This is a genomic window from Prodigiosinella confusarubida (assembly GCF_002847015.1).
Classification (GTDB): Bacteria; Pseudomonadota; Gammaproteobacteria; order Enterobacterales; family Enterobacteriaceae; genus Prodigiosinella; species Prodigiosinella aquatilis.
On record NZ_CP025085.1, the window covers coordinates 4,705,467 to 4,731,453 of the forward strand.

17 protein-coding genes and 1 pseudogene are annotated in these 25,987 nt (G+C 45.8%); 9 read left to right on the forward strand and 9 right to left on the reverse strand.

Features of this window, described 5'->3' with window-relative positions:
* Positions 1–694: 694 nt before the first annotated feature.
* A complete protein-coding gene (gene acs, locus CWC46_RS21480; protein WP_021014487.1) occupies positions 695–2,653 on the forward strand; it encodes an acetate--CoA ligase in 1,959 nt (652 codons plus the stop codon).
* Positions 2,654–2,753: 100 nt separating this feature from the next.
* On the opposite strand, the gene CWC46_RS21485 is transcribed toward acs, so the two are convergent.
* The 3 genes from CWC46_RS21485 to lpxP all read right to left on the reverse strand — a co-directional run bounded on the left by CWC46_RS21485 (position 2,754) and on the right by lpxP (position 7,932).
* Positions 2,754–4,400: a Na+/H+ antiporter gene (locus CWC46_RS21485; protein WP_021014486.1), complete on the reverse strand. Its 1,647-nt coding sequence runs from the start codon at positions 4,398–4,400 to the stop codon at positions 2,754–2,756.
* A 420-nt stretch (positions 4,401–4,820) separates the two neighbouring features.
* Positions 4,821–6,188, reverse strand: coding sequence for an NCS2 family permease (locus CWC46_RS21495; RefSeq protein ID WP_021014485.1), 1,368 nt, complete (start codon positions 6,186–6,188; stop codon positions 4,821–4,823).
* A gap of 820 nt (positions 6,189–7,008) precedes the next feature.
* Positions 7,009–7,932 carry a kdo(2)-lipid IV(A) palmitoleoyltransferase gene (gene lpxP / locus CWC46_RS21505; protein WP_021014483.1) on the reverse strand — a complete coding sequence of 308 codons (924 nt, stop codon included), beginning with the start codon at positions 7,930–7,932 and terminating at the stop codon, positions 7,009–7,011.
* A 443-nt stretch (positions 7,933–8,375) separates the two neighbouring features.
* On the opposite strand from lpxP, the gene CWC46_RS21510 reads away from it, so the two are divergent.
* From CWC46_RS21510 to CWC46_RS21530, 5 genes are read left to right on the forward strand one after another with little or no spacing between them, the layout of a single operon-like run.
* Entirely contained in the window at positions 8,376–9,248 is an 873-nt protein-coding gene (locus CWC46_RS21510; protein ID WP_021014482.1) for a carbohydrate ABC transporter permease, read from the forward strand.
* On the forward strand, positions 9,238–10,131 hold the full coding sequence (locus CWC46_RS21515) for a carbohydrate ABC transporter permease (protein ID WP_021014481.1): 894 nt from the start codon (positions 9,238–9,240) through the stop codon (positions 10,129–10,131). The genes CWC46_RS21510 and CWC46_RS21515 overlap by 11 nt, the downstream gene beginning before the upstream one ends.
* Before the next feature lie 10 nt (positions 10,132–10,141).
* A complete protein-coding gene (locus tag CWC46_RS21520; protein WP_021014480.1) occupies positions 10,142–10,966 on the forward strand; it encodes a phosphodiesterase in 825 nt (274 codons plus the stop codon).
* Positions 10,967–10,971: 5 nt separating this feature from the next.
* On the forward strand, positions 10,972–12,051 hold the full coding sequence (locus CWC46_RS21525) for an ABC transporter ATP-binding protein (protein WP_037381169.1): 1,080 nt from the start codon (positions 10,972–10,974) through the stop codon (positions 12,049–12,051).
* Positions 12,044–13,351 carry an ABC transporter substrate-binding protein gene (locus CWC46_RS21530; protein WP_021014478.1) on the forward strand — a complete coding sequence of 436 codons (1,308 nt, stop codon included), beginning with the start codon at positions 12,044–12,046 and terminating at the stop codon, positions 13,349–13,351. The genes CWC46_RS21525 and CWC46_RS21530 overlap by 8 nt, the downstream gene beginning before the upstream one ends.
* A 104-nt stretch (positions 13,352–13,455) precedes the next feature.
* Here CWC46_RS21530 and CWC46_RS21535 read toward each other — a convergent pair whose 3' ends face one another.
* From CWC46_RS21535 to CWC46_RS21565, 6 genes and pseudogenes are all read right to left on the reverse strand, one after another.
* Entirely contained in the window at positions 13,456–14,574 is a 1,119-nt protein-coding gene (locus tag CWC46_RS21535; RefSeq protein WP_021014477.1) for a glycosyltransferase family 4 protein, read from the reverse strand.
* Complete coding sequence (locus tag CWC46_RS21540) at positions 14,574–15,734, reverse strand: glycosyltransferase family 4 protein (RefSeq protein ID WP_333782987.1); 1,161 nt, start codon at positions 15,732–15,734, stop codon at positions 14,574–14,576. Before CWC46_RS21540 ends, CWC46_RS21535 begins: the two co-directional genes overlap by 1 nt.
* Positions 15,713–16,603 (reverse strand): GDP-mannose 4,6-dehydratase, encoded by an 891-nt coding sequence (locus CWC46_RS21545; RefSeq protein WP_021014475.1) that lies wholly within the window; start codon positions 16,601–16,603, stop codon positions 15,713–15,715. The genes CWC46_RS21540 and CWC46_RS21545 overlap by 22 nt, the downstream gene beginning before the upstream one ends.
* The gene (gmd, locus tag CWC46_RS21550; protein ID WP_021014474.1) at positions 16,603–17,637 is read right to left on the reverse strand and encodes a GDP-mannose 4,6-dehydratase; all 1,035 of its coding nucleotides are present in this window, start codon (positions 17,635–17,637) and stop codon (positions 16,603–16,605) included. Before gmd ends, CWC46_RS21545 begins: the two co-directional genes overlap by 1 nt.
* 441 nt (positions 17,638–18,078) lie before the next feature.
* Entirely contained in the window at positions 18,079–18,210 is a 132-nt protein-coding gene (locus tag CWC46_RS23740; protein WP_084297592.1) for an integrase core domain-containing protein, read from the reverse strand.
* 20 nt (positions 18,211–18,230) lie between these two features.
* A pseudogene (locus tag CWC46_RS21565) lies at positions 18,231–18,347 on the reverse strand (transposase); the annotation flags it as partial.
* Between the two features lie 662 nt (positions 18,348–19,009).
* Here CWC46_RS21565 and CWC46_RS21570 point away from each other — a divergent pair.
* The 3 genes from CWC46_RS21570 to CWC46_RS21580 are packed head-to-tail and all read left to right on the forward strand — an operon-like array spanning position 19,010 to position 25,787.
* Positions 19,010–23,635 (forward strand): glycosyltransferase, encoded by a 4,626-nt coding sequence (locus tag CWC46_RS21570; RefSeq protein ID WP_021014472.1) that lies wholly within the window; start codon positions 19,010–19,012, stop codon positions 23,633–23,635.
* On the forward strand, positions 23,632–24,546 hold the full coding sequence (locus CWC46_RS21575; RefSeq protein WP_021014471.1) for a glycosyltransferase family 2 protein: 915 nt from the start codon (positions 23,632–23,634) through the stop codon (positions 24,544–24,546). Before CWC46_RS21570 ends, CWC46_RS21575 begins: the two co-directional genes overlap by 4 nt.
* 5 nt (positions 24,547–24,551) lie before the next feature.
* Entirely contained in the window at positions 24,552–25,787 is a 1,236-nt protein-coding gene (locus tag CWC46_RS21580) for a class I SAM-dependent methyltransferase (protein ID WP_021014470.1), read from the forward strand.
* Positions 25,788–25,987: the final 200 nt, after the last annotated feature.

Consider the following 25,987-nt stretch of genomic DNA (forward strand, 5'->3'; position numbering starts at 1 on the left):
ACATGATGATAGTTCTTAAACTAACCAGATCGGGGAAATCCGATTGATGTAAAAATCGCCAAACCGTTCAGGAATAATAACCAACTAGTTGAATTATATAAATAATGAAAATTGTTCAACATTATTGGTTACTGACCTGTTTATTATAAATAGACAAATAATATTACCGTCGAGTCATTATTGGTTTTGATTATCCACATCAACACATCATTAAATAATCAAACCTATTTACTAATTTTCAGTCTATTTTTTATTCAAAAGAAGAAACTGGCAAATGGCTGTATAATACAGTCTGTATAGGATCTGCTTTCGATCCAAGCGCACTATACCGTCTTCTTCCCCGAGGTTATCGACTGAATAAGCGTGATTTTTGCGCCATTTGATCGCATAGTCCGATCAAATATTCATTAATAATAGTTATAAGCAATTGAAAGTGTCAGATTGGGCATTACTTGCCTCATGATCAAGTAAATAGTTTTTGCAATACCTAAAAGTGTGATCGCTATCACATACTATAAATGCCTGTTATCAATCCCAACACCTGGTGTTTAAAAACCAGAGCCCCCTTAAATAGCAACCTCACCATGGCTTTCCAACAATGCGTGATCTATCGCGCAGAAAAGAAACAAATGCCGATGGCACACTACTATTAACTATTGGTTGACATATTATTAACAGGTTTAAGGAGAGCACTATGAGCCAACAGAATAAGCACCCCATACCCGTTAACATCGCGAAAGATGCGTTAATAACAGCCGATCAATATAAAAAGATGTACCAGGAATCTATCCAGGATCCTGCCGCCTTTTGGCGAGAACAGGGGAAGATCGTTGATTGGATGAAGCCATATCAACAGGTCAAAAACACATCATTCGATCCCGGCCACATCCATATTGGTTGGTTTGAAGACGGAACCTTGAATGTTGCCGCCAACTGTCTTGATCGTCACCTGGAAACACGTGGCGATCAAACTGCCATCATCTGGGAGGGTGATGACGCTAAAGAAAGTAAAAAAGTCACCTACCGGGAACTACACCAATCCGTCTGCCGCTTTGCTAACGTTCTGAAAGCACAGGGAATAAAAAAAGGCGATGTGATCGCTATTTACATGCCGATGGTACCTGAAGCCGCCGTCGCTATGCTGGCCTGCGCTCGTATCGGTGCTGTCCATTCCGTTATTTTTGGTGGTTTTTCACCTGAATCTATTGCCGGACGTATTGTTGACTCCAGCGCGAAACTGGTTATCACCGCTGATGAGGGGATTCGCGCCGGGCGTGCAATTCCGCTGAAGAAAAATATTGATGAAGCACTAAAAAATCCCGCCGTGAACAGTGTTTCCAACGTAATCGTTTTCCGCCGTACCGGAAAACAAGGTGAGTGGAAAACCGGACGAGATCTGTGGTGGCACGATCTGATGGAACTGGCCGATGATCATTGCCCACCGGAAGAAATGAACGCGGAAGACCCACTGTTTATCCTTTATACCTCCGGCTCGACCGGCAAACCCAAAGGCGTCCTGCATACTACCGGTGGTTATCTGGTTTATGCGGCTACCACCTTTAAATATGTCTTTGATTACCATCCTGGAGACATCTACTGGTGTACTGCCGATGTCGGCTGGATCACCGGTCACAGTTATTTGGTCTATGGTCCGCTAGCCTGTGGCGCCATTACGCTGATGTTTGAAGGGGTTCCCAATTGGCCAGATTCCAGCCGTATGGCACAGGTAGTTGATAAACATCAGGTCAATATTCTTTACACCGCACCGACAGCCATCCGTGCATTGATGGCGGATGGGGACAAAGCGATTCAGGGCACCTCCCGGACATCGCTGAAAATCATGGGATCCGTCGGCGAACCCATCAACCCGGAAGCCTGGGAATGGTATTTCAACAAAATTGGTAATGCGAAATGCCCGATCGTAGATACTTGGTGGCAAACCGAAACAGGTGGTTTCATGATCACACCGTTGCCTGGTGCCACCGAACTCAAAGCCGGTTCAGCAACCCTGCCGTTCTTTGGTGTACAACCTGCGTTGGTCGATAACCTCGGAAATCTTCAGGATGGAGCTTGTGAAGGCAATCTGGTCATCACCGACTCCTGGCCGGGTCAGGCCCGTACTTTATTTGGTGATCATGACCGCTTTGAACAGACGTATTTCTCCACGTTCAAAGGGATGTACTTCAGTGGTGATGGCGCGCGCCGCGACGAAGATGGTTATTACTGGATCACTGGCCGAGTGGATGATGTGCTGAACGTATCCGGGCATCGCCTGGGAACCGCTGAAATCGAATCTGCATTAGTGTCTCATCCCAAAATAGCCGAAGCCGCCGTCGTTGGTATTCCACACCATCTCAAGGGACAGGCTATTTATGCCTATATCACGTTGAATCACGGTGAAGAGCCGACCAGCGAGCTGTATACCGAAGTACGCAACTGGGTACGTAAAGAGATTGGCCCGATTGCGACACCCGATATACTACACTGGACCGACTCTTTACCTAAAACCCGTTCCGGCAAGATTATGCGGCGTATCCTACGCAAGATCGCTGCCGGGGATACCAGCAATCTGGGGGATATCTCGACGCTCGCCGATCCTGGTGTTGTGGAGAAATTGCTGGAAGAAAAACAGACGATGAATATTCCTTCTTAACCACCATCCGCCTCACACCAGACAGTCTGAGTTGTCTGGTGTGAGGTAACTAGTCTTCCTTCATCATGAGACTGGATGCCCTGCGGTTTTTCTGCGACAACTACACTTTTTCACTTAGCACTGCTTCTAGTAAATCAAGCTCCCGTAGCATGCTTTGCAATGTTTCATTACTGATTTGCTGAGTCGCACGTAGATGATAAAGCTCGGCACGCTCCGCATTTACCGCCGCTAACCGAAAACGTCGTTCCAGATTCTCAATCATCAAGCTGTTTTCCAACTCATCCTTGCCCACCACCCGACGGCGTAACATTCCTATGACGCGGGTACTAACCTCTTTTAGTACCTGCTCATCAATATCCTCATCCCGGTCCATCGCCAGGCGCTCTTCCATCTTATGCAGACTATCGATAGCCACTTCAGCCATCGAAATACGGGCCATTCGTTCCTCTTTTTTATGCATACTCTTGTCCGTCAACACCATGCCTTTTAACAACAGAGGTAGCGCCACAACCCCACAAAGCAATGACAGCAAAATAACGCCCGTCGCAATGAACACTAATTGATAACGCGATGGAAAAGCGTCACCATTTATCAACATCAATGGAATGGACAACACACCAGCCAACGTAATAGCGCCACGCACACCGGCAAAAGAAGAGATCCACAGTTCACGGGTCGAAAACTCGGCAAATAGCATCGGGTGCTTATCCTGGATCTTCTGACTATAGGTTTTCATCAGCCATAACCAGCAAAAGCGCAACAGCAGTAACGCAAAATAGATAACCGCAATATCAGCAAATAACATCCAGGTTTCGATAGTAGGGTCACGGCTTGCCTGTAACATCGAATCTTCCAACACGCCGGGTAACTGTAGCCCTAGCATCAAAAACACCATGCCGTTAAAAACGAACTCCAGCATCGACCATACACCATTAGCGCGTAACCGCATGTTCAGAGGGGCGTTGCGAATAATGCCAGATTGGCTGATGGTCATTCCTGATGCAACAGCAGCCAGAATGCCAGACACACCAAGATGTTCAGCAATCATATAAGCAGCAAAAGGGAGCAATAGCAGCAAGACAATCTGGGTTGCCGCGTCATCATCACTCCAGCGGCTGAGCAAACGTAGCGATTTACTGTAAACCCAGGTCACAACGATACCGGCCAATAATCCCCCCAGCGCCACCAGCAAAAAGGCCAGCGTAATGCCGGAAACACTAAACGCCATGGTTCCCAGGGCTATCGCTACTGCAAACTTCAGCGAAACCAGAGCAGAAGCATCATTCATCAATGCTTCACCCTGCAAAATACTCATCAGCTTTTTCGGTATCCGGTCTTCCCCCACGATACCGGACAGCGCTACCGCATCCGTGGGAGAAAGCACCGCCGCCAGTGCAAAAGCAGCCACCAATGGCATTCCCGGGATCATCCAGTGAATAAGGTATCCCATGCCCACCACGGTAATCAGCACCAGCGCCAGCGCCAGCCCTAAAATTTCCCGCATATGGCGCAGAAATTCTCGTGTTGGTGTTTTCCAGCCATCAGCAAACAACAGCGGAGGGATAAATAACACCATGAATAATTCTGGGTTAAAGTCGACATGTAGACCGAATTGCGACCAGGCCAGCATGGCTCCCAATACGATTTGCATTAATGGAATGGGTATCTGAAACGGCATGATACGAGTAACAACGCCAGACAGCGATACCACCAGCATCAATATCAAAATGGTAAAAAAGATTTCCATACTTTCCCTGATTCATTGCTGTTACATCGAGGATGTCCTCACCGATTCCTCAACGCGACATATCCTGTAACGATGGCCGATCCAGCAACCACCAACATCTGCAGGCGAGAGAACCACCTTGGCTTGTGCCGGTGAAAAAATAATAACAACATGTGACACAATAGAAAGGAAATGAAGGTAAAAATATCAGCGACAGGGATAAAAAAAGGGAATACTGAGTTTAATAATAAAGTCTATATAGCGGCGATAATGAGAGATCGTAAAGACGCTGCAAGTCCCTCCCTGCAAGCTCAAGCCGCGCCATCCCTGGCGCGGATGCTTTACTCCTCTCCCTCATTATCACCGTTCTGACGCTATACGTAGATTTGTCAACGCTCTGGGGGGAGCACAGTTCCCCTTCAGTTTACGGCAGCTAAGGATTTACAACGCCCAGCCACCTGCATAGAACACCACCAGCGCAATGGCAATAATTACCGTTCCTATGTTCAGCTTACGCCATTCACCAGCGAACAGACGTCCCAACACCAACGAACCAAAACCCAACATGATGCCGGTGACAATGTTACAGGTCAGTACGATAAATACCGCGCACACCAGGCCAGACATGGCATCCACAAAGTCATCGAAATTCAGTTTGGATACATTGCTCAGCATCAGTAAGCCGACATACATTAACGCCGGGGCCGTGGCATAGGACGGAACCAGATAAGAAAGCGGCGACATAAACAGCATAAACAGAAACAGGACACCAACCACCGTAGCAGTCAAGCCGGTTTTACCACCTGCCGCCGTACCCGCTGCCGACTCGATATAAACTGCTGCCGGAGAGGTCCCCACAAAGCTGGCAAAAATACTGCTCACGGAGTCTGCGGTCAATGCCCGACCGCCACTGATGATCTGACCGTCTTTGTCCAGCAAATTAGCCTGCCCCGCGACGGCCCGGATAGTACCGGTAGCATCAAAGACAGCGGTCATCACCAGTGCCAAAACGCTTGGCAGAACAACTGGCTGCAAGGCCCCCATGATATCCAGGCCAAAGATCAATGACTGACCATTCGCACCAGTCAGACTCGGAAGTGCAAACAGCCCCTGATATGTCACATTCGGATCAAAGATCAGGCCGATAATGGAAATGGTGACAATCACAATCAGGATACCGCCCGGTACACGGCGTTTTTCCAGGCCGATGATCGCTGCCAGACCAACCAGCGACATGATAACCGGAAACGCCGTGAAATGGCCCAGCGCGACTGGCAAGCCATCAATCGGATTCTTCACCACCAGGCCAATACCGTTAGCCGCGATGATCAACAAGAACAGACCGATACCAATCCCCGTACCATGTGCCACGCCTAATGGTAAGTTACGTAAAATCCAGGAGCGAATACCGGTAGCGGAGATCACAGTAAACAGTACGCCCATCATAAAAATGGCGCCCAATGCGACCGGTACACTAATATGTTGCCCCAGCACCAGACTGAATGCGGTAAACGCCGTCAGAGAAATGGCACAACCGATAGCCATCGGCAAATTTGCCCACAAGCCCATCAGTAATGAACCGAAACCGGCGACCAGACAAGTGGCAACGAAGACGGCTGCTGGTGGGAAACCAGCCTTCCCCAACATACCTGGAACGACGATCACGGAATAGACCATCGCCAGAAATGTCGTTAAACCCGCCAGGATTTCCTGACGGACGCTACTTCCACGCGGTGTGATTTTAAAAAAAGCATCAAGCGCGCCATGCGGACGAGCCGCATCGTCAGCCTGATGAGTCGTATTGGACATGGTGGTATCCCCTGAAATGTCATCATTATTAAAAGCCTATTCCAATAAGGCTACCGAAATAGGCTTTGAGTCAGTTTTCGGCTGAAACCACACCGTTTCATTTGCCCTTGCCAGACACAAACAAAACACAAGGCCTCAGCAACCCACTACGCAAACGATTACCTTGGTCATTGCCAAACGGCTGAATTCTGCCAGGTAATTTGAAGCGAACGATTATCCTGCCTTCATGACGTCGATTTCAACTGCTATTCACCACTATTTCGCCGTCGTTATCGTTAAATTACTCAGAGAAATGATGAAATAACGTAAATGTTATCCATGTTGAACAGGCACATCTTTTTATCGACCTGTGATGAAGTGTAGCGTGAGAAAATCATAATGATGGAAGGAATTGAAACGTGGGTTTAGTGACAACAAACTGTATGTTTGTTTTTTTGTGATTCACATCACAAAAAAGTTGACCGCTATTTTGACGAGGTGTATCTTTAAAACCGTGAACAGCATCACAAAAAAATTAACCAAACTGAGGAAGACGAAAATGAAACTGCTGAACAAAATTATCGCTATGTTTGAAAACATCACCGTAAGCTTCGGTACTTTCAACAACTAATTTTAAGATTACGTGTGGGTGCGACATATGAATATTGTCCGTGAAATCAACAAATTATTAAAAGCGTTGGGCAAGACCTATCGCGGTGTCAACCCATACGCTATCTTTCGTTAATCACTAACGTTCACCTGTTTAAAATGGCTGCCAAAAGGCGGCCATTTTTTTGCCTGACATTCACAATAGAAACCTACCGCCACGCCGCCATTTTATTCAGACATACAAAGAAACTTCGCCAGCCGGGCGCGTTTTAAAACGGCGATGAAGCCAAAGATACTGTTCTGGTGCCCGCAAAATTTCCTGTTCAATCACCCGATTAATGTAACCAGCCGCCAGTTGTTCATCATCGTACGGATAATCCTGCAACTCTGGCTGAATCACCAAGTGATATCCCCGACCATTCTCTTTACGGATTAACACGGTAGTGATCATGGCAGGTCTTGCCAGACGGCTGATGGTAAAAGTTCCGCTGGTCGTGGCAGCGCGTTTCACCGCAAAGAATGGCGCAAATACGCTACCTTTCGGACCATAGTCCTGATCCGGCGCGAACCACACGGCTTCGCCCTGTTTTAGAGCCCGAACCATGCCACGCAGATCTTTACGATCAATCATCGCTTTATTAGAGCGAGAGCGTCCCCAGGTCTGCACCAGCTCCATCACCTTATTGTTATGCGGACGATACATCGCCATCATTGGTTGGCATAACCCCATCGCCCGCCCCCCCAATTCCAGAGACATAAAATGGATACCGATGATCATCACGCCTTTCTGATCCCGACCCGCATGCTGCAAATTTTCCAACCCACTGACATCAAACCATGTCCGTACCCGACGATCAGACCAAAACCAGGCCATACCGGTCTCTATCAGTGCCATACCCAATGACGCAAAATTGGCTATCAATATCGAGTCCCGTTGTGCAACAGGCATCTGCGGGAAACAGAGTTCCAGATTACGTCTGGCGATAACTTCTCGGCGTTTAAGAAAAAAACGAGAAAATCTACCAACACTGCTGCCGAAACGCATCAGTAGCGGATAAGGTAACTGAACCAGCAAAAACAACACGCCAAGGCCAAACCAAACCAGCCAATAACGTGGATGAAGTAACGCTTTCGTAAATTTTTGTGGAGTGCTCATGAATATCGTCTTGTGTGCAGCCAAAACCAAACAACAGTGCTGGCAGAATGAATTATTTTTCGTTGGTTAGAGGCATATCCCTGGATAACAAACCGAAAATGATTAATGAATGGTCGTGTAAAAGACTCAGCGCCAGACAAACGAACGACATCATATTACCCGATGTGGCTGTCTGAATGATTATAAATAAAAGCTATATCACAATAGGGTAATAATTAAATGCTCGTAATATAGACAACATTGCCTCAGTTAAGTTCAGGACCACACACCGAACTTATGCATCGCGTTATGGCACCTCCGTTCACTTTCTCAACCTTGAAATTTATTAGATAGATAACATAGTCAATAGTGCGTCATCACAAAACCGTCACTCACTTGCAATGTTCTTGCAGCATTTACTGCTCAGGATAATCCACTCTTTTTACAGAAAGAATGAATACACCATGCGTAGTAAATGGTTACCTTGGCTAATTTTGTCGCCTTCTCTGCTATTCCTGTTCTTGTTTACCTATTTCCCGTTACTACGGTCGGTTTTCGATAGTCTTTACGACACCCGCATGACAGAAAACTCGCCACCCTTTGTCGGTTTGGGTAATTACATCCGCTTGATGGACGACCCGGTATTCTGGCGCGCACTGCTGAATAATGCGCTGTACATCCTGATGACGGTGATACCCGGTGTAATACTGGCATTGCTACTGGCCGTCGCATTGAGGGAAAACTCCACGGTTAACCGTTGGTTGCGTACGGCTTTCTTTTTTCCAATGATTATTCCAATGGTCAGCGCCGCCGCCTTGTGGTTATTCATTTTTATGCCAGGCATGGGGCTGCTGGATTACTATCTGGCCAAACTGTTTGGCCCGATGAATAACAACTATCTCGGCATGAGTCACAGTGCGCTGATTGCACTGAGCGTGATTGGTGTATGGAAATTCGCGGGCTATTACATGCTGTTCTTTCTGGCCGGACTGCAAGGTATTCCACCTTCTACCCGAGAGGCCGCCATGATGGAAGGCGCTTCGCCGATACAGATTTTCTTTAATGTTACGCTGCCATTGCTGCGTCCCACCCTCAGTTTTGTGATTACCACCGCGTTTATCTACTCCATTACCCAGATAGATCATGTGGTAGTGATGACTCATGGCGGGCCGGATAACGCCACTACCGTGCTGCTGTACTACATCCAGAATCTGGCCTGGGACACTCACGACCTCGGTAAAGCCTCTGCCGCAACCTTCCTTACGCTGGTCGCGTTGTTCCTCTTTTCGATGATTAATCTGAAAGTGCTTAATAAAGGGGCCCATTATGAGCGTTGAGATCTCTCCATCAGCTTCCCGTTCAGCCCACGCAGTCACATCTCTTCCCACGTGGTTGCGAATACGCAGCCTCAACAGTGTGACGCTAAGTACCTTACTGATTTGCTCCGCATTTCTATGGGTAAGTCCATTTATCTGGATGTTGTCGTCCGCTTTCAGCGCCAGCACTTTTAGTATCGACATGGCATCACTACTACCGCGCTTACCACTGACGCTGGACAACTTCCGCGATGCCTGGCAAAGCGCCGACTGGTTAAGTCTGTATGCCAATACGCTGTTTTTTGCCCTCGGCACCTTTTCCGTTCAGCTACTGACCATTACCACGGCCGGTTATGTGTTTGCCTGCCATGAATTTCGCGGCAAACAGACGCTGTTCACGCTGTTTCTGGTGCAATTGATGATCATGCCAGTAGTAATGATCGTACCCAACATGATGACCCTGAAACAATTTGGTCTGCTCAACACACTAACCGGCGTGATGATGCCCTATTTCACCTCCGCATTTGGCGTATTCCTGATGCGTCAGGCATTCATGAACATTCCCAAAGAGATCGAAGAGGCCGCGCTGATGGAGGGCTGCCGTTGGTGGCAAGTAGTATTTCGTGTGCTGCTACCGATGTCCTGGCCTTCCATTCTGGCGTTCGCCACAGTCAGCATTACCTACCACTGGAATGAGTATTTATGGCCGCTGATGATGCTCAATGACCCAGATAAGCAGGTACTGACTGTCGGGCTGGTCTCCTTCGCCATGGGCGCAGAATCCGGTGGGCAGTGGGGAGTAATCAGTGCGGGGACATTGATGGTATGTCTGCCGCTGATGTTAGCGTTCATTCTTTTTCAAAAGCAGTTCTTAAGAAGTTTTGGTTTTTCAGGGATTAAATGAGGAGTAAGTCATGCTGTTAGCCCATATATCCGATACCCATTTTCGCAGCCAGGGGCAAAAACTGTACGGGTTTATTGATATCAACGCCGGCAATGCCGATGTTGTATCCCAGTTGAATGCATTAACTGAACGCCCGGATGCAGTAGTGATCAGCGGCGATATCGTTAATTGCGGCCACCCGGCAGAATATCAGGTGGCGCGCCAGATACTGGGATACCTGCGCTATCCATTGTATATCATCCCCGGTAACCATGACGATAAAACGTATTTTCTGGAATATCTGCACCCGCTTTGTCCACAATTGGGTAACGATCCGGAGAATATGCGCTACGCGATAGACGACTATCCAATGCGTCTGCTGTTTATCGACTCTAGCCGGACCGGTACCTCAAAAGGCTGGCTGACGGAAGAGACACTGGCATGGCTGGAAACACAACTCAGTACCAGCGGCGATAAGCCGACAGCCGTGTTTATGCACCATCCACCCATCGCACTGGGTTCGGCACAAATGGACCCCATCGCCTGTGAAAACGGCTATCGACTGCTGGAATTGGTGGAACGTTTTCCCTCACTGGTCCGTATTTTTTGCGGTCACAATCATTGTCTGATCATGACCCAGTATCGCCAGGCAATCATCGCCACCCTGCCTGGAACAGTGCATCAAGTGCCTTATTTCCATGAAGATAAACGCCCTTACTACAACATGTCACCACCAGCCTGTCTGATGCATCGGCTGGTCGACAACCATCTGGTGAGTTACCTCCATTCTCTGGCGCACTATGCAGGCCCATGGCTCTACGATGAAACCATCAGCTACCCGGTGGATGAACAGTGATGTCAATGTTGCGACTGAATAACATCAATAAGTATTTCGACGGCAAACCAGCGTTACAGTCATTATCTCTGGATATTGCCGACGGTGAATTTTTAGTACTGGTTGGCCCCTCGGGCTGTGGTAAAAGCACGCTGCTACGATTGTTGGCAGGGTTAGAAAACGTCAGTGACGGGGAAATCTGGCTAAACGGCGAGAACATCACCACGCTTTCGCCCCGCGAGCGCAATTTCGCGATGATCTTTCAGAATTACGCGCTGTTCCCACATTTAACAGTAAAAGAGAACATCACTTTTGGCATGCGGATGCGTAAAGAACCTAAGGCTATCTATCAACCGCAAGTAGAAAAAGTCACTCGGTTACTGCAACTGGATACGCTGTTGGATCGTAAGCCAGCCAAACTTTCCGGCGGCCAGCGCCAACGAGTGGCGATGGCTCGTGCCATCGTGCGCAATCCACGCCTGTTCTTAATGGATGAACCGCTCTCCAACCTGGATGCCCGACTGCGCACCGAAGTCCGGGACGGCATTATGGCACTGCATCAACAGTTGAAAACCAGCACCGTGTACGTTACCCACGACCAGACGGAAGCCATGTCGATGGCTGATCGTATCGCCGTGATGGATGGCGGTAAACTGCAACAAATTGGTACGCCGGAGCAGCTTTACACCTATCCGGCCAATCTGTTTGTCGCGCGGTTTATCGGTACTCCAGCAATGAATGTATTTGAACTCCCCTGCAATGATGGCAACGTGTTGGTGGATAAATGCACCATGCCGTTACCTTCCCATGCGACACAGATACAAAACGTCTTCTTTGGCGTACGACCAGAACATATCACCGACGCCCCCAACACGGAAGAGCACGCTCTACAGCTTACCGGCACCGTAATACAGCGGGAACTGCTGGGTGCCGAGTATCTGCTACACGTCAATACGCCTATCGGCCTATTGCGCTATTACCGCAAAAATCGCGGAACAGCTCCGATCACCGGCGAAACAGTCTGTCTCGGATTTTCACCCTTGGATGTTCATCTTTTTAATGCCGAAACCCGGCATAATTTATACCAGGAGATCCCCCATGCATAAGTTACAGGCACTAACGCTCAGCGTCGCCATAACGTTCTCTGGCGCGGCGTTAGCAAAACAAGATATTGATTTCATGTTTCCAGCACCAGTAGATGGCAAGCTGACCATGGAAATGACACGGATCATTAACGACTTCAACAGCTCACAAGACAACGTGAAAGTACGCGGTATCTTCACCGGCAATTACGACACCACAAAGATGAAAGCGGAAGCAGCCACTAAAGCCGGCCAGCCTCCTGCATTGGTGATTATGTCTGCCAACTTCACTACCGATCTGGCACTGAAGAAAGAAATTCTGCCGATGGATGAACTGTTCAAATATGGCGATCAGAAAGCCACACCCTTCCTGATGAACGAGTTTTGGCCCGCGATGCATAAAAATGCGCAGGTAATGGGCGTGACCTACGCTATCCCATTCCAGAATTCCACACCGATCCTCTACTACAACAAAACCATGTTTGCGCAGGCCGGCATTCATCAGCCACCGCAAAATTGGCAGGAATTGCTGGCAGATGCCAAAAAACTGACCGATAAGAGCAAAGGTCAGTGGGGCATTATGTTACCGTCCACTAACGACGATTACGGCGGCTGGATTTTCTCTGCTCTGGTACGCGCCAATGGCGGTAATTACTATAACGAAAACTATCCTGGCGAAGTGTATTACAACTCCCCAACGACTATCGGTGCATTACGCTTCTGGCAGGACCTGATTTACAAGGACAACGTAATGCCAGCTGGCGTACTGAACTCCAAGCAAATCAGCGCGACGTTTTTCTCCGGTAAGCTGGGTATGACGATGCTAAGTACCGGAGCACTGGGATTTATGCGGGAAAACACCAAAGGCTTTGAGCTGGGTGTCGCGATGCTGCCAGCAAAAGTACAACGAGCTGTAACGATTGGCGGTGCCAGCCTGGTCAGCTTCAGAGGCATATCGGAAGATCAGAAAAAAGCCGCTTACACGTTCCTGAAATATCTGGTTAGCCCGAAGATTAACGGCAGTTGGAGCCGCTTCACCGGCTATTTCTCACCGCGCAAAGCTTCTTATGACACACCAGAAATGAAGGCTTATCTGGCGAAAGACCCTCGTGCGGTCATTGCGTTGGAACAGCTGAAATACGCACATCCCTGGTACGCCACCTACGAAACCGTAGCGGTGCGCAAAGCGATGGAAAATCAGTTGGCCGCAGTGGTTAATGATGCAAAAGTGACGCCTGAAGCCGCAGTCAAAACCGCACAGCAAGAAGCGGATGCAATTATGAAACCTTATGTTGACCAGACCACGCTGGACACCGTGAAATAATCAATGCATCAGCCCCACGCGAGTGGGGCTGGATTCATTCGGTAGCTTATAAGTCTTTCAGCAAAGAGAACCATTTACTTTTATCACGATTAATTCAGGGAAGCTCAATTATATTTCGCAATCACACGTTCATAGATACTCATATAACTGTCTACCATTTTGGTCGCAGTAAAATGCTCATAAAATCGAAGTTGTGCACTTTTCCCCATATCCTGGGCCATATCAGGATTGGACCAAAGACGAATCAATGCCTGCCTCAAATCCTGGACATCTGCTGGTGCAACGGCTAACCCCGTGACATTGGGTTCATTAACAAATGTTGTAGCAGTACCAATCTCGCAGGAAATCATTGGTCTTCCATACATGGCAGCTTCCAGCAATGTCATGCCATATGCTTCAGAGCGGAGATGTGAAGGGAAAACCACCCCATAGCAAAGCTCAAGCAATGCGCACTTATCTTCATCCGTAACTGGGCCGATAAAGTGAGTCTGCTTAAGCCCCAAAGCAGCTGCCTGAGCTTTGAGCTCCTTTTCGCAGGGCCCTTCACCTATAATAACCAGAGGATAATCCAGTCCGGCCATCGCCTGAAGTAAATAGGACAACCCTTTGTAATAGCGCAAAAAACCAACAAAAAGGAAAAAACGGCCACCAAATTGATTACGCCATTTCTCAAGTTGGGAAAAAGATGCCTTCGTATAGAAACTTGGTTCTAAACCATAAGGAATCACATCAGGTGTTCTTTTAAGTGACTGTAAGACTGGGCTGGTTCGCATATAATTCGGCGACGATGCAACAACAGCATCAACGCTATTCAGGAAGTGATACATCAACGGTCGATAAATGTGTAATAAGTTTTTTTGTTTAACAATATCAGCATGGTAACTCACAACTGTCGGTTTACGAGGACGAACCAGAAAATGGACCAAATCCATGTAAGGCCATGGGAAATGGTAATGTATCAAATCAGCCTTCTCGGCAAGGCGACGAAAATCATTGATTGCCGAGAGAGAAAATCCCGTTGATGCTACATATAGATCTTGACGGGATGTATAAACATGATGATTGCCATTGAGCCTATTTTGTGAAGGCCCATTAGGACTCAACGCAAGGACATCCACTTCAGCTCCCCGTTTACAAGAGCCTTCAGCAAGTTGATAAATGACTTGCTGAATCCCACCATAAGCGTCGGGATAATAAGTTTTGAAGAAATGAAGAATTCTCATTAGCTGTTAACAACTTTCTCATAAACGGCAATTGTCTGTTCAGTACAACGTTGCCATGAAAACGCGCCAGCACGTCGCAACCCACGGGTGATACTGCTACTTCTCCACGGCTCATCCTCAATAGCCTGAGCCAACAAATCTGTCATACTGTTTACATCATCCGGTTTGCACATTAATCCTATATCGCCAATTACTTCGGGTAAAGAAGATGAATCCGAGCAGACTACAGGGATACCAGAAGCCATTGCTTCAAGTACTGGTAAACCGAACCCTTCATATAAAGACGGAAAACAAAACACTCGTGCACCAGCAAACAACACAGGTAGCTCTCTGGCAGGCAAATAACCAAGATAACGAGCCCATCCTTCTCTCTCTGCAACTTCAATCCGGTGCATGATATCTTCATTATGCCACCCCTTATATCCCGTCAGGATCAAAGGAATTAGGCGCCGACAATTAAGAGAAAGTCTGGAATAAGCATCCAACAATGCCACGAGATTCTTACGTGGTTCAATGGTACCGACATAGAGTAAATATTGCTGGTATTTCAATTGATACTTGTTCAATACAGGAAGGCACTCATCTGCAGTGCGAGGGTGAAAATCAGCAGAACAGGCCAACGGAACGGCATGAATATACTCAATAGGCCAGTTGAAGTAATCTGCAACCTCCTGACGTACATAATCAGAGTCCGTGATCAACGCATCAGCACAACTAATTGTTTTTATGAGCTCTTTCTGCATAAAACGAATTCGCTGCGATGTGTTGCATTCCGTCCAGGTAAATGGAGATAAGTCATGGAAGGTGGCGATCTTTTTACCCGGAAATGGCGGTAAAAAAAAATTTGGGCCGTGATAAAGGTAATCACCATATTCTTTCAATGCCTTGCGTTTTAGCAAAGGCATTAGAACCCGGTAAACCTCGGTAGCAAAATAGCTTTTCTGTACCCACTGTTTCATACCGTGCTGCAGCCCGGCTCTCTCTTGAACCACAGGTAGCTCTGAGAGAAAACGATTACCAGCGAAGAACTTGAGGTCAGAAAGTTGGGGAGCCTGCATTAGAGCAGATGCAAGCTCCCATGTGTAACGGCCAATACCCGTTAAAGGAAACCGAATTGTTTCAACTGATAATATAATCCTCACTCCGATTCCAACATCCAACGGAGTGTTTCTTCAAGTTTCGGCGTCTGCCATTCACCAATCAACGAACGAAGCAAGGTAGCATCACCGCATAGCGTTTTGACCTCATTTGTCCGAACCCAAGCAGAATTCACACTAATACCTATATGATAACCGGTAATCGACTCACAGAGAGCAATCACTTCACGCAGGCTGTGCATCTGGCCAGAACAGACATTGACCACCTTGCCCGCGACACCATTTTCAATCAAACGGCGATATGCCTGAACCAAGGCGCGTACATCACTGAAATCTCGCCAGACATCCAGGTTCCCCAGTTCAAGAATCTGGGCTTTACGCTTAAAGTGATCGACTATCTTAGGTAGCAGAAAGTCATTCGTCTGGCCAATCCCTGTGTAATTGAAAGGCCGGGTGATGACGATCGGTAGGCGATCCATCCACAGATGGGCCATAAATTCCATAGATAACTTACTGACGGCATAGTCATTAGCAGGATCCGGCTGAGCAGACTCAGCCAGCATTCCTTCCGAACGGTTACCATAAACATTGGCACTGCTGGCAATCAGAACTGACTGAGGCTTTTTGGTCGTTTTATCAAGGCATTCGAGCAGATTATGCGTGCCAATTACATTCACCTGATAGTAATCATTGGCATTACCATGGCCGATAAAGGCCAATGCGGCCAGATGGATAATCACATCCGGTTGGATGTGATCAATAACGTCCTGCAATCCGGGTTGGTCAGCCAGATCAACCTGGAAAAAATCGGCTCCGGACGAAGGTTGTGTCCCCAACCCAAAGACATGATACCCTGCCGACGACATTTCGCCTGCCATATAACGGCCGGTAAACCCATTAATGCCAGTGATCAGAATGCGTTGTTCAGCCATCAGAAAGAGAGTCCTGTTTCATTACGACGAAGGTCTGCGCTCACCATCATCTGGCAGAGTTCTTCCAATGTAGTTTTAGGTTCCCAACCCAATTTCTTTTGGGCATAGGCAGGATTACCAATCAGTAACTCCACCTCTGATGGACGATAAAACTTCGGATTCACTCGCACCAAGACCTTTCCAGTAGTCGTATCAATCCCGACCTCATTCTCTGATGCCCCTTCAAACTTCAGCGTAAAACCACCTGCTTTAAAAGCCATGGTCACAAAATCACGCACACTCTCGGTACGGTTAGTCGCCAGAACGTAGGTATCTGGAGTATCAGCCTGCAGCATCCGCCACATACCCTCAACATACTCCTTAGCAAAACCCCAATCACGCTTAGCGTCAAGATTTCCTAATTCCAGCACATCTAGTTTGCCCAATTTGATTTTGGCAACTGAATCAGTGATCTTGCGCGTTACAAACTCCCGACCACGCAGTGGAGACTCGTGATTGAACAGGATGCCGCTACAAGCAAAAATATTGTAACTTTCGCGGTAGTTTATGGTCATCCAGTGAGCATACAATTTGGCTACACCATAAGGACTACGTGGATAGAAAGGCGTGTTTTCAGTTTGCGGAATAGCCTGAACCTTACCAAACATCTCGGATGTCGATGCCTGATAGAAGCGGATCTTTGGATTAACAATACGAATAGCTTCAAGCAAGTTCAAAACACCAATACCGGTAATTTCAGCAGTGGTTACAGGTTGTTCAAAAGAAACGCCAACAAAACTTTGTGCCGCAAGATTGTAGACCTCTGTCGCCTTTGTGTTCTGTAGCAAACGGATACTGGCGGACATATCGGTTAAATCGTATTCAACCACATGAAAATTCGGATGTTTATCAATGCCCAGCTCTTCGAGACGCCAAAAGTTAACGGAGCTGGTGCGGCGATATGTGCCATATACCGTATAGCCCTTGTTCAACAATAACTCGGCCAGGTAAGCGCCATCTTGACCAGTAATACCCGTAACAACCACGGATTTCATACCTACGCTCCAAATTAGTAAATAAATTTCATGCCAATAAACAAAATACCTATTTCCCTTCCACCTTCAGCTAATGAAAACGGGCACAGTGGATAAATAACAAGTCAATTATCGTCATTTCACAGGATAGAACAAGTTACCTTATAATCTATTGGGCAGAAGATATGAGTATAAAGCTATCTTAATGATCCCCATATACAAATCTCGCCGAGTTATCAATATGTTCAGTGACCCCCTCACAGCTTTCGAGCCTAGTCAACTTATCGCTCCCTTTGTCAGAATAGATGGGATCCCCATTAAAAACACTTATAGAGATGGGGAAGAGGGTGGAACGTATTTCCCCCGAGTGTAAATCAGCGGCGCTGACTAAATTATACCCATCAATCTGTAATCCCTCCGACTTTAGTGCCACTGCCATTGAGAATTTTCGGTCAGTTTTTATTATGCATAAATAACCGACGGCAGATTTCCGAGTGAGCTGTGTGGCCGCTCTTCGTTATATTCCATACGCCAGTTTTTTGTCAGATATCGTACCTCTGACAATGCATTAACACCCAGATTCAGTGCTTGCAAAACGGAGGTAGTCCATAGATATAGTAACCAGCTTTCGCTACGCCATTTTCGCGACAGACATCCTTCACATGTCGGCCACCTTCAACTTCTTTCAAGACCCGCTGGATCTGAGTTTCCGGGAAACGCGCTTTCTTCATGATGGTTCGCCCATTGATTGTATTTTAACCAGATGACTCTATAGTGTGTGACAAACCTAGACACTTGTACATGCAGAGTCGATGCTAACCGTTCAATGTTTATGCTAGTGTGACAGGTGAAACAGAGGGCATTGATTCAATCACAAGGTCTATCTCTGATGTTCCCTTCATGAAGCTCAGTTTCATATGGTGATAGCGGATCATCACATCAGGAAGGATGCAAGTTCTCTTCAGCGTTCTACTATTCGGCTCAGCTATTCAGCATATTCCTTTCCCGTCGTATTCTTGCTGAAAATATATAAAAAAGAGAGTTAAATGACAAAATGGTTTCAATGATATGTTATTTAACTGGTTGTGATTTATGATGATATTGCGTTATATTACGCAACAAAATTGTAGTCTGAATACCTTAGTCATGCGATATCAAGGCCTTAAAATCAGCCAGGTTGGTTTGTCTAAACATCAACATTGTCCCCCTTGAAAGTAATAGCGTGGCGGGTGGGGCAGTTGTGAATACGTTTGCAAAAAATTGCGACTTTTCTATCATTAGCGGACAAAATATTGTGTTCTTGTATTAATTTCTTTATGGACGGAACGGAACCAGAACCATGTTTTGCTCTGGTGCGGCTCGATAATGACTCTCTGATCAGGAAAATTAACTTATGACTTTTGTTTCATACGCAAAAAATTTTGAGGATGTAATTTTAAAGCGTGCCCTGAAGCAGATGAGTAAAGGTTTTTATATCGATATTGGTGCAGCCCAGGCAGATATTCATTCTGTAACGAATGCATTTTACAAGGAAGGTTGGCATGGAGTTAATATTGATCCGAACACAGATTCATTTAACCAATTGGTTCAGAAACGTCCTAAAGATGTAAATCTGAATATAGCGATTTTGGATAAAAAGTATTCGGATGTTCCACTTTACGTTTTCAAAGAAAAAGGGATTTCAACATTTGAAAAAGGTTTAGCTAAATACTTTTCAGACTACGGGTTTAGCTACAAAACATATACTTCAAGTTCTTTAACCCTTAAAGATATATGGGAAAAATACGTTCCTCAGGGGCAAGAGGTGCATTTTCTCAATATTTCTGTGGAGAATACTGAGTTACAGGTTATTGAGGGAAATGATTGGGAACGCAACAGACCCTGGATTGTGGTTGTACAGACCGTTGATCCGCTCGGGGGGGAAACCAAATCAAAGAAAATTGAAGACGCCTTTCAGAAAGCTGGCTATGATTCGGTTTGTTTCAATGGCGTCAATCGTTTTTATCTGGCGCATGAAAAACGTGAGCTTGCCGAGCTTCTCACATTACCTTCCAGTGTATTGGACGAATTTGTGCCTGTAGCAGAGTTTGAAAAAGCTAATGCGCTGGTTGCGTTGAGCTCTGCTATTGCTGAACGTGATGAAGCGCGTGCTGCACTGAATGCGGCAATCGCCGAGAGGGACGAATACAAAGTTTCCGTTGATGCGATCGCGATTGAGCGTGATCAGTTTGAGAGAGACAGGCATTTTTTGCTGCATTCGCGATCTTGGCTGATCACAAAGTTCTTACGAGAATTGTCCCTTTTTGTTAAAACCCAGAAAACCGCATTAAGAAATAATATGAAATCAATCATCATTTTTTCTTATAAAAAAGCACGCAATTTCCCTTACCTGTTGAATCTTGTAAAGAAAATTTTGTCAATGTCTCCGCGCATTGAAATTAAAATCAGGCGACTGGTGTCCACTTATCGGCAAAACTTAATTCTCCCATGTGACAACATCAAAATAAAAGATGGGCATGACAATCACAACGTCTCTCTTTTAGTGAATGGTTTGAATGTAAGGCCTATTCAGAAGAAAATCGTTTTCATTTATGTTGATTTTACTTGCAGACAGGATTCGATGTTTGGCATTACTCGTGTGGTGACAAAATTGACCGAAAATCTTTGCAATTTGGGCGAAACAGTTGTTCCGGTTAAACTGTCTCCCGATACGCTCAGATTAGCTCCGTTGTCCGAAGCAGAATTGGAAAACTTCAAGAAAATTGCAAACATAAAGCTCAACTCACTTTCGCGTCATCTTCTTGATAAGGATTATTTTGATCAGGTGGGGCCACATCTAAAATCGTCTCCGGTGCAACACTGGCTTCTTGTCCCGGAAGTTACATATCATACTTATCATAATGTTCCTGTGACCTCCCGGCTAATCAAATGTGCACGGGATTGGGGCCTGAAAGTTGGTTCCGTGTTTTACGATCATATTCCTCTGACACACGAGTCAGCGAGTTCTAATGCCCTTAAACATATGCGGTATTTGTCCGATCTGTCCCTGTCAGACATTATTTGGCCAATAAGTGATTTTTCCGGTAGAGAGCTACATCATTATTATGCCGCGATAGAGAAGCTTTCTACCAGAGAGACTCCCGTCATTTCTGCCAACAATTTGCCAGAAGCGGATGCATCTGAGAGACAGATTTTTGATTGGTCTTCTACTGAAAAAATCATTCTTTCCCTTGGATCAATATGCCTGAGAAAGAACCAGTTAACGTTGGTCCGGGCATTTAATGCCTATTCTCATTCTCATCCTGAAACAGAGTGGAAACTGGCTCTAGTCGGACAGTACGTCGAACCGGAATATATGGTACAGGTCCAAAACGAAGCCCGGAAAAATAAGCGTATTTGCATATACAACGAGATGAATGATGCGGATCTGGACCTTCTTTACAAGAAGGTCGCCTTTACTGTGTTCGCCTCGACGAATGAAGGATATGGATTGCCGATCGTCGAAAGTCTCTGGCGCCTGAGACCTTGCATTTGTGCTGCAAACGGAGCGATGCTGGATCTGGCAAGGCATGGTGGTTGCGTAACAGTAGATGTTACAAACCAAGTAGTTTTGCAGAGTGCCGTTGAAAAGTTGATCGTAGACAGATCATTCTATGACGCAAAAATAGGTGAGATCATCCGGCGACCAATGCGAAGCTGGTCTGAGTATGCCCAGCAAATAATCAATGAAACGAATCGACCTAGATCGAATCTGACATTTGATGGTGTGATTTGCGTTTGGGTTGATGCGACTATTGCATCTAGCGGGAATAGCGGTATTCAACGTGTAACCCGACAATTATGTCGCACTCTAATAGAGGCAGGACACCGGTTGGTGCCAGTAAAATGGGATGAAAAAAGACATTGTGTAACCGTTGCAAATGACACTGAGCTTGCAGTTCTGGCCGCATGGAATGGCCCAGATCCGAAGAGATGGTTGAAAGAGCTGCCTGAGTATAGTGACTATGAGCCAATCGTTTATCTTTTAAGCGATTTACCTCTCAATCGTGATCTTTCTTTTCAGCAAGAGGTGATTCAATACTTCAAAGAAAAATCTGCTCATTGTTGTAGCATTTTCTATGATGCCATCCCTCTTATCATGGATGACATATATCCGCAGCCCTTTGTTCAGGCGATGCAACAATATATGAAAATGCTCGATCAGATGGACCAGGTTTTTAGTATTTCAGAGAGCAGCAATGACGATCTTTACCGTTTTTTAAATATAAAAGCGCTTAAAGGTCTTGCTCTTGAGCAAAGATTAAAAGCAGTCTGTTTGCCTGAACAGTACTCAGCATCCTCAAGAATTAAACGGCCTGTCCTGTCATCGGACGAAACATGCAACATTATTTGTGTGTCGACTGTGGAGCCAAGAAAAAATCACCTGGTACTTTTACAGGCATTCCTTGATGCTGAAAAAAAATCTCCACGAAAACTGAAATTAACACTGATTGGCAGCGGTAATACATTCGATACAACACTTAAGCCAAAAGTGAATGATCTGATTGCCCAATCAGAGAATATTGAATGGATTCAGGATGCTGATGATCAAAAACTTAGCGAATGCTATCAATCGGCACATTTCACGGTTTATCCGTCTGTTCGGGAGGGGTTTGGCCTGCCGATTGTTGAGAGCCTATGGTTTGGACGCCCTTGTATTTGCGCCAATTTTGGTCAAATGGCAGAGCTTTTACAGCATGGTGGGTGTTATGGGGTAAATGTACACAATGCTGATGAGATTAGAGACGCAATTATTGCGTTAGCCAATAACGGCAGTGAATATCAGAAACTTGTGGAAGAGGCGTTAAATCGCCACTTTAAGACATGGGATCAATATGCAGAGGAGCTTGTTTCACTCATTTGCGAGCATACCTCGTATAAAAAGGTGGCAGTTCTACCAGAAGTACCAGATACGTCAATTTCGTTGTTCCTTCCGGAAAGGCCCAAGCTGTCTGTTTGCATAACAACATATAATCGTAAAAAGTGGCTTGCGATTAACATTGAGAACTTTATCTCGGTATCTGTCGGTCTGGAAAAGGACGTCGAACTAATTATTTGCGATAACTGCTCTCATGAATGTATAGATGATCTGATTGCGAAATATCACCATTACTCAAACATAACGTTTTACCAGAACAGTGCGAATATCGGGATGTTAAATAATCTTCCCCAGACAGTTTCGTTTGCAAATGGCGAATATGTCTGGCTGATAGGTGATGATGATCTAATCCACAAAGATGCTTTGCAAAACATCCTTGACATAATTAAGAAAAAATCTCCCGACCTTATCAATTTGAATTACAATGTCAGTAGTGCTGATGTGCCGGAAAGTCTGGATTCTCTCGATGAATATTTAGACAAGGCTCAGAATTATACCCTGGACGGGGTAAGCAAAGTTGCACCGATCAGGGAAATATCGTCTCGGAACGAAAATTATTACACAGCCATTTATTCCTTTGTGGCGCGCCGAAATTTCTCATGGCGTATTTTTAACCAGGATACGTCGGGCGCTCCGTTCAGCAGCATGCAAACCTGTGTTCCTTCATCAAAATATATCCTGTCCAAGATGATGGAGGAGAAAGGCTATTGGTTAAACAAGCCAGCAATAACCATCAATCTGAAGGTATCCTGGGGAGAACATGCGTCAATCTGGCTGCTGGAACGAATCCCTGAAGTATACGATCTGGCTGAGCTGAATGGTGCGCCAGAAAAGGATGTATCTCATTGGCGTGACCATACATTCCGAAATAGTATCCATTGTCTAGATCTTCTCCAGAAAGCTGACAATAATGGATCTTACCCTAACTTCAGTTTTGCTCGCTATCTTCGTCGTAACCGCGGGGTGGACAGTTTTGAAACATATCTTCCAATCGTCAAGAAGAGCTATCAAAAAGCTCGGGATAATGGGATCCCATTTGCGGATCTTACCGAAGAGGAGTTTGCCACAATCTCAACTATTAGAGTGGAGCAGCAGCAATGAGCAATCCTCTTCTTAGCATTGCTATCCCTACCTATAATTTCGGCCGATTTCTTCCGGATACGCTCAATACCATTCTGCCGCAGGCAGAGGAGTATGATGTTAATGTTTTGGTTTTTGATGGCTGCTCGACTGATAATACACAAGAAATTGTTTCACAATTTCAAGAGCGCTACAATAACCTTAGATATATAAAGGCTATGGCGAAAGGTGGCATTGATTATGATATGACATTGAGCGTTTCCTTTGCCGACAGTGATTATTGCTGGCTTTTTTCGTCAGATGATTTGTGCCTTGATGGCTCTGTAGATTATCTTCTGGGCCGAATTAAACAATATAGGCCCGATTTGCTTTTGGTCAGACACAATGAATGCGATTTTGATATGAATGTGCTGACAGATTGGCCTATCCTTAATCATAAAAATGAACGTTTGTATGATCTGAATAATCCACAAGAGTTAGAGCAATATTGTAGCTCGTCAAAAACATCAGAGGCGTTTTTCTCGTTTATGGGTGGTCTCGTTGTCAATCGTAAAACATGGTTCGATGTTCCGTTGAATCTGGATGCCACGAACAAAAGCTGGGCACATGTTACCCGCATTTTTTCGTTGACCCGTAAAAGCTTCAAGTTGCTTTATTGCCCTCAAGTGCTACTTAATAGACGTGGTGGCAATGACAGTTTTTCTCAGAGCGGGATGTTTGAACGTCTGAAACTTCAGGTTAATGGCCTTCAGTCTGCTGTTGCGAAATCAACTGAAAATCCAGTAGTTATGCGAAATCTGAAGCGTGTTATTTTGAACGAAATTTATCCTAATTGGTATAGGGCCGTTGAGGCTGACCTTGTGTCTCAAAATGCATCAGCAGAAACGATGTCGGAATTGGGATGCTTACTTCAATCAGTCAAGGAAGTTTAAGCTAAATGAAATATAATGCCATAAAACAGTGTAGAATCGGAAAGTCGGAAAATCTGCAAATGGTTCTTTCTTTGGGGAATCAGGCTCTTACTGGCGTTTTTCCCAAAAGTCCTGATGAAACTATCACATCAGGCCCGCTGGAACTTGGCTGGTGCCCGGATAGCGGCTTGCTGCAGTTAATGCATTCTTATGAACCTGATGAGATGTATGGTGATAACTACGGGTATCGCTCTGGCTTAAACCAATCAATGGTAGATCACCTTACCAGAAAGATTTCCTGGTTGGAACGTCGTGCTGAATTGCAGAATGGCGATACAGTTCTGGATATTGGATCAAACGACTGCACTTCTCTCAAAGCCTATTCTGTATCACATATCAAACGCATAGGCATTGATCCAACGGGACGTAAATTCAAGCAGTACTATCCTGATGATGTGAAACTAGTCCCTGATTTTTTCAATGCTGTGAATTTTAAATCCGCTAGTAATGAAAAAGCCAAAATCGTAACCTCGATTGCTATGTTTTACGATCTGGAAGATCCGATTGCCTTTGCGCGGGACGTAGCGTCCATCCTGCATCAGGATGGTGTCTGGCATCTTGAGCAAAGCTACATGCCTTCCATGCTCAGGATGACATCTTATGACACTATATGTCATGAGCATCTGGAATATTATTCTCTCGAAGCCATTTGCTACATCATGGACCGGGCCGATCTCAAAGTAGTTGACGTGTCAATGAACGCAGTCAACGGTGGCAGCTTTGCGGTAACAGTTGCACATAAAGGTAACACTCGTATTAAACCAAATACGCCAGTTATCGAGTGGCTTCTGGCTCAAGAGGACGCAATGGGACTTTATACTCCGCGCCCTTATCGTGATTTTGAAGAACGCGTATATCGCCATCGCAAGGATGTTACCAATTTGATCCGTACCTTGACGGCTGATGGGAAAAAAGTTCTGGGTTATGGCGCGTCGACGAAGGGCAATGTGTTGCTGCAATTCTGTAATCTGACAGCAGCAGATATTCCAGTGATCGCTGAAGTAAACGAAGAAAAATTTGGTCGCTTTACGCCGGGAACGAATATTCCAATCGTGTCCGAGGCCGAGGCACGTGCAATGAAGCCTGACTATTTCTTTGTCCTGCCATGGCACTTTAAAGAAGGTATACTTAAGCGGGAAAAAGACTTCTTGAACTCTGGTGGCCACTTCATTTTCCCATTCCCGGAAATTGAAATCATCTGATACAGGAAACTGCAATCATTCTGGTGGCATAGGGAAAGATTGGGTCTATCTTGTCAACTACTGGAGAAAGGTTTTAAGTCTTTAGAACCTTTCTCAATATCAGCGCAGCGGACTTTTTGGCTGAGTAGGAATTAGATATTCATCGGCATCCAAACCGTGGCCAGTCGGCTAACTCTCGTTGTGTGGATAAAAAGATAACG